We start from the raw sequence: 6,046 nt of genomic DNA on the forward strand, positions 1-6,046 counted from the left end.
CACTATCCACTATCCACTAATCACTAATCACGCATAGTGAAAAACCGGAGTCTGGATCATCCGCACCGGAGGTTTGTTGCCCTTCACCAGCGCTTGGATGTGCTCAACGGTCTCTGGCGCGAAGAACTCCTCACCGGTCTCGCGGCAGACGCGCGCCGGAACGTCTTCGATGACATATAACTTGCCGTCATATTCGATCGTGTAGGTAACCATCGTTTCAACCATTGTCTCTCTCATGATTCTTCTGCCTCGTATCGCTAGCTTCGCCTGATTCGGTTGTCGACCCATTCCAACGGATCTGGTTCGTAAAGCGTTATGATCTTTAGCAGCGGCCGACTTGGGTAACTGCAAAGAACATGCAAAGGCCGGCTGGTACTCGTAAAACCGAGGAGCAGGCAACTGGGACCATATTTGTCATCCGGATAATCTTCAATGATCTCACACAGCGACAGCAATGCCTCCTCAAGCTCGGAAATCCGGATGTCCCGGCGAATGCCCTGGTCCACTGCATGCTTAGAGAACTCGTACCTGCGTGAACGAATTTTCTCTTGGATTTCAGAGATCATGCTCTCGTATATCCCGGCCAAGATCGCCCGCACCGACGGTTTGTAACGGTAACGTGGCGCGGAACGCTGCCAGACTCGGAAGGCCCTGCGCAGCGGATTGCTCCGTGACCTCCCCCGCTACCGCGGGTTTCCGGGTCAGACACGGCGGGGACTGTCGCCGCAGTATCCTCCAAGAGCCACTCTTCAAACGGCATACCCAGGTCGATGCGACCATGACGTTGCAGCCAAGCCATCTCGAAACAGGATATGGCGGAAACGCCTATCTCATCCGCTTCCTCGATCAGGGCGATTTCCCGTGCCGTGAGCTTCCCGGCGATCTGGTTGGTCCACCAATGCCAGATGTGCGTATCGAGCACGATCATTCGTCAACACCCCAATCGGCCGTCGGCGCGGAAGTCATCACATCGCCCAACTCGCGCACCTTACCGGCAAAGGCTGCCGGCGGAGAGCGACGGCGCACCTTAACGGCTGACCCCGGAGCAACCGTTGCGGCCTGATCATCCATGACACGCAATATGGCTTCGACCTTGCGGTGCTGCAATTCGGCAGGAACCGGGATAAAGGCAGGCGCGTCTTCGTAAATGAACCGAGCAGAACTCATGTGGCTTCTCCGTGGGTTACATTTGATGAAAGATCGTCGGCAGCCGTCAAGTGGTTAGTGGATCGCTGGAAGCTGCCCCGCTCCTACTATCCACGACCAAAAATGCATCAGAAGCGATCATCATCGCGCATTTCGCGGCAGAAATCGCCCGCGCTGACGGGTTGCAGCGGAAACGTTGCGCGGAACGCTACCAGACTAGGAAGGATCTGAGCAGTGGATTGTTCGGTGACTTCTGCGCATTCAAGGGTGGCCAAGTCTTCCACCAGATCGTAGTCGGCAATCGGGACCCCCAGCTCGGCAAGGAGCCGCATGGTCTCCTGCTTTGACTTTGCAAACACCTGCGCCACCTGGCCCAGGCTGAGCTCACCGGCCTGGAAGGAGCGCACGGCGATCAACTCCGGGTCGGTTTGCGGTGCCTTGGTGTCGATGGTTTGCATGGAAAACCTCCAGTTCGGGCATGCATCAAGCATATCATCCGTGGGCGACGACTGGGCCGTGACCAGCGCTCCAGCCACTGTGCCGGAGCGGGCCTCGATCAAGATTCCGGCCGCTTGGGCTCTCCGGGTGCGTAGTCAGGCCATCCTGGCCTGACACCGTCAGGGCTGGAAGCCCTGACTACGCATACCGCTGGCCGGGATTACGATCAAGACCACGGGGCGAGGCAGGGGAATTATCCACAGATGACACAGATGGCCACAGATGAAGAGAAAATAGTCTTATCTGTGTTCATCTGTGTCATCTGTGGACAATTGATTACCGGATCTCGATGCGCTCCCCAGCCCTGATGGCGTGCTCCAGCGCCTTGCGCAGGCGGTCCAGGTAGCCGTCGACGTCGCTCTGGGTTTCCAGATACCCCGGCGGTGCCAGGGCCGCGACCTTTACGACACGCCGCGGCTTGACGTAGACCTGTTCATCCTTGTCGCCGACGGTGCCGGTGCCGGTGCGTTTCTTCTGACTGGCCGCGGCCTCGATCTTGGCGAACGCCTCGTCCGCGGCCTCGACTGCCGCCTGCCCAGCCTGGTCGATGTGCGCAATGCTGGCCTGGGTCTCGACCTGGCGCTTGAGGCTTTGCAGCGGATGCAGGCACGCGTTGCGCAGGTCGGTCGCTGCCTTGGCCTCGTCGAGTTCCACCTGGACCTTACCGAGTTGCGCCTGGATGCTCTGCAAGACCTGGGCTCGCCGCTCCGCGACCAGCGCGGTGTCGATGCCTTCGACGGTCTGGATCAGCGGCTCGGCGTCTTTGATCAGCCCATAGGGCGCGGCGGCGGCCAGGATGGTCTGGATGCGCGCAAGGGCCGCCGCGGCCGTCGGGTCTTTGTCCAGCCAGGTGCGGTTGGGCTGGAAGCGGGCGGCGGCCTTGCGCAGCTTCTCCCAGGTCGGGCGCTGGGTCTCGTAGAAGTTGGTCAGCTCATGGACGTTGTCCGACAGCTCGAGCAGATCGTTCTTGCGCTCCAGGAAGGTGCCGATCAGACCGAAGCTCTCGGTCTCCGCCAGGAGCTTGGCGATGATGCCCACGGCCTCGGCGAGTTCCTGACGGCCCGGGTAGTCGCCGGTGTCGGCCAGGGTCTGGTACTGGGCGAGGCTGGTGCGCCAGGCGCCCAGGCGCTCACGCAGACAGGCGGCGAGCGGGTCCTCACCATCGGGGGCGATCTGGCCGAAGACCTCCTTGGCCAGGTGGCGGGCGGCCTGGAGTTGGCCCTGGTCGACGGTCCGGCGTTTGATGGCGGTGATACGGCGCCATTTGCTGGGGCTGCCGACCGCTTCGAAGATCTTGTCGGTGGACAGGGTCGCCCCGTCCATCACCAGGCTGATGGCGCCCTTACGGACCAGGCGGGCCACCAGCAGGATGACCTCCCACTCCGGCCAGCCGTAAGGGCGCCGGCCGAAGCGGTCTTCCACCAGGTCTTGCAGGATCACCTGGCGGTTGGCGCCGGCCATGAGGTTGACGTGGCCTTCGACCTCGGTGAGTGCCTGCTGGTTGCCCTGGCCGGACTCCAGTGAGAAGCCCAGGTCGTCCACGTCGGTGGCGCTGAGGACCGCCTTGATCTCGGCCTGGGGGTTGGCCGACAGGTGGGTGAGGTAGCCGAGCTTGTTGAAGCTGTTGCGGATGAGATAGTTCAGGGCATCAGTCAGAACCGCGGCGGCCGTGCCGCCCTTGGGCCGGACCGGCTGGCCGGCGGCATAGTACGCGGCCTCCTTGCAGAGGCGCTCCAGTTGCAGGATCAGGCGCTGCCGGCGTTCCCGGTTTTCCTCCTGGCGCTCGCGCAGGATCTTGACCGTGGTGGTGGCGGCGGTGCCGTCGTTCTTGCGGCCGATGTACCGGTCGGTCTGCAACCAGGTGCGCAGCTCGCGGCCCAGGGTCTTGTCATCGTCGAGCCGGACGATGAGTTGGCCGCCCTCGGCGGCGCTTTGCAGGATGCAGCGAGCCTCTTCGTAGATCGGGTAATCGTCGGCCAGGGGGGTGACGACGGACAGCACCAGGTCGCCGTCGGTGCGGGTGCCGTGCGGGTGCAGGTCGCACAGGCGGTTGATGCCGAAGTCTTTGTTGTTGTCGGGGAAGCGCTGTTTGCGCAGCCCCTTGAGCAGGTCGTCGAAAATCAGTTCGCCCAGAAACTTGGCCTCCTCCGCGGAACTCAGGTCAACGTCCTTGATCTCGCGGCTGATGTCGCGCTCTTCATTGGTGAGGAAGAAGAAGTCCTCGCCGTTGCGCCCGATCAGGGTCTCGCGCTCCAGGCGCTGGAGGCTGGCCTCGATCTGTCGGCGCAGGGCCAGGCGGTCGGCGTCGATGCGGTCGACGAACAAGGTCACCAGGTTATCGACGTTGCCGCGAATCTCGTCGACATAGCGGATCAGGAACAGGGTGCGCAGGAGCAGCGAGTCGAAGGCTTCGAGCTTGTCGTTGCCGGCGGCGTGGTCGAGCGTCGACTTGACGACGCCTTCGAGGAAACTCTCGATGGCCGGGTAAAACCGATGCAGCGGGACCAGCACGCCGACCGGCTCGGCGCTGAGTTGGACGGCGGCCGACTGGAAGGCGTCCAGCATGGAGCGTTCACCGCGGGCCAGGTGCAGACCGGTGACCCCGTGGCGGCGAATGGCCTCGAAGACCTTTTGGATCAGTTGAAACTGATAGGGGGCGAAAGGGTAGACGCTGACGAAGTCCAGTGCGTCGGCATAGGGCTTGTAGGTCATGCCGACGTTGCTGAAGCTGAGCTGGTTCTTGAGGATGTCGGCCTGATCGCGGTAGAGGGCCGCGAGCGTCGCGCGGGCGGCGTCGGTCTTGTCCAACAGACGCTTCTGGATGACCTCGTCCACGTTGGCGCTGGAGAGTGACAGACGGGTCTTGAAGCGGCCCTGGATCTTGGAGAAATCATTGGCGCGGGCGGCACGCACCTCGCCCAGCACGGCGTCGATGTCCTCTTGGGAGGTGACCACGACCCAGGCCCGGCCGCCGCAGACGGTGCCCAGGTTCTCGGCGATGGTCTGGAGGTTGAGCATCAGGTGGGTGTCCTGGCCGATGAACTGGCCGATCTCGTCCACCAGGAAGCAGATGCGATGAGCCGGCCCGCGGCTGTCCAGGTACTCCTTGATCCAGCCGGCGAAGTGCTCGACGGTCAAGAGCGACTTGAAGTCCTCCTCGGAGCGTTCGAGCCAGGCGCGCGCCCCTTCCGGGGTTTTGCCCAGAGCCTCGGAAAGAGCCAGCACCAGTTCGTCGGCGTAGAAGCTGTAGCCGTCGCGTTCCTGCTCCCAGTCACACTTGGCAGTGGTGCGGAACGCGGTCTTGAAGGCGTCGAGCTTGTTTTGACCGGCGAGGCGGCGTTCCAGGTCGGCGATGTGCGGATGGTCCCCGCAGAAACCGAGTTTCTCGTTGAATACCTTGAGAAAGACCCGCAGGATGGCGTCACGTCCGCTGGCGGTGTCGGCCTTGCTGTCGATATTGAACAGGCAGACATCGACGGCGGTGCCGACCGCGCGCTTGATGTCCGCCGCCAGCATGGCGTCCTGGATCTTGCCGTCGAAGAACGCGATAGCCCGCCGGGTCTGTCCGGCATGGCTGATTTCGCGGTTCTCCAGCAGGTAGGACAGGATCTTGAGGAAGTGTGACTTGCCGGAGCCGAAGAACCCCGAGATCCAGACCCCGACCTTGCCGACCACCTGCGGGTCCCCGGCGTGGTCGATCGCATCCAGGTAGGCGCCGAAGAACCGGCGGAAATGGATATCCAGTTCCTTGGTGACGACATACTCATCGAGTTCCTGCCAGACGGATGCACTATCGGCTTGATCGGCCTTGATGACGCCGTTGATGGGGCGATCGATCGGCTTGGTGAAGAGGTCCTTGATCAGCATAACCTACACTCCTGCCGCTGAAGAGTTGTCCACAGATGACACAGATGCCCACAGATAAGAAATAATGCATGACTTTGAAAGATTGGTGGCTCGTTGATCGACTGCCGAAGCCTCAATGATTTCTTCATCTGTGTCAATCTGTGTCATCTGTGGACTATTCTTCATCCGGCTAATCGGAAGAGTTGTCCACAGATGACACCGATGAACACAGATAAGAAGCAATACATGACTTTGAAGGATTGGTGACTCGTTGATCGACTGCGGAAGCCTCAATGATTTCTTCATCTGTGTCAATCTGTGTCATCTGTGGACTATTCTTCATTCGGCTGACCGGAAGAGTTGTCCACAGATGACACAGATGCACACAGATAAGAAATAATGCATGACCTTGAAGGATTGGTGACTCGTTGATCGGCTGCGGAAGCCTCACTGATTTCGGCCTTGATCGTAATCCCGGCCAGCGGCATGCGTAGTCAGGGCTTCCAGCCCTGAGGGTGTCAGGCCAGGATGGCCTGACTACGCACCTGGCGAGCCC

General features: G+C 61.3%; 5 protein-coding genes. All 5 read right to left on the reverse strand.

Annotation, left to right across the window (positions count from 1 at the left end; all coding sequences use genetic code 11):
• Positions 1-27 precede the first annotated feature (27 nt).
• On the reverse strand, positions 28-225 hold the full coding sequence (locus QZY03_RS21340) for a YgiT-type zinc finger protein (protein ID WP_295584396.1): 198 nt from the start codon (positions 223-225) through the stop codon (positions 28-30).
• Between the two features lie 32 nt (positions 226-257).
• The gene (locus tag QZY03_RS32220; protein WP_366935549.1) at positions 258-566 is read right to left on the reverse strand and encodes a DUF4258 domain-containing protein; all 309 of its coding nucleotides are present in this window, start codon (positions 564-566) and stop codon (positions 258-260) included.
• 358 nt (positions 567-924) lie between these two features.
• Entirely contained in the window at positions 925-1,167 is a 243-nt protein-coding gene (locus QZY03_RS21345; RefSeq protein WP_295584398.1) for a hypothetical protein, read from the reverse strand.
• 107 nt (positions 1,168-1,274) lie between these two features.
• On the reverse strand, positions 1,275-1,604 hold the full coding sequence (locus QZY03_RS21350; protein WP_295584400.1) for a UPF0175 family protein: 330 nt from the start codon (positions 1,602-1,604) through the stop codon (positions 1,275-1,277).
• A gap of 316 nt (positions 1,605-1,920) precedes the next feature.
• Positions 1,921-5,511: a BREX system P-loop protein BrxC gene (gene brxC, locus QZY03_RS21355; protein ID WP_295584402.1), complete on the reverse strand. Its 3,591-nt coding sequence runs from the start codon at positions 5,509-5,511 to the stop codon at positions 1,921-1,923.
• Positions 5,512-6,046: the final 535 nt, after the last annotated feature.

It is taken from the genome of uncultured Lamprocystis sp. (assembly GCF_903933125.1).
Classification (GTDB): domain Bacteria; phylum Pseudomonadota; class Gammaproteobacteria; order Chromatiales; family Chromatiaceae; genus Thiodictyon.

Coding starts and splice junctions, on each gene's coding strand:
- QZY03_RS21340 (WP_295584396.1), bottom strand. CDS start 225: ATGGTTGAAACGATGGTTACCTACACGATCGAATATGACGGCAAGTTA.
- QZY03_RS32220 (WP_366935549.1), bottom strand. CDS start 566: ATGATCTCTGAAATCCAAGAGAAAATTCGTTCACGCAGGTACGAGTTC.
- QZY03_RS21345 (WP_295584398.1), bottom strand. CDS start 1,167: ATGAGTTCTGCTCGGTTCATTTACGAAGACGCGCCTGCCTTTATCCCG.
- QZY03_RS21350 (WP_295584400.1), bottom strand. CDS start 1,604: ATGCAAACCATCGACACCAAGGCACCGCAAACCGACCCGGAGTTGATC.
- brxC (WP_295584402.1), bottom strand. CDS start 5,511: ATGCTGATCAAGGACCTCTTCACCAAGCCGATCGATCGCCCCATCAAC.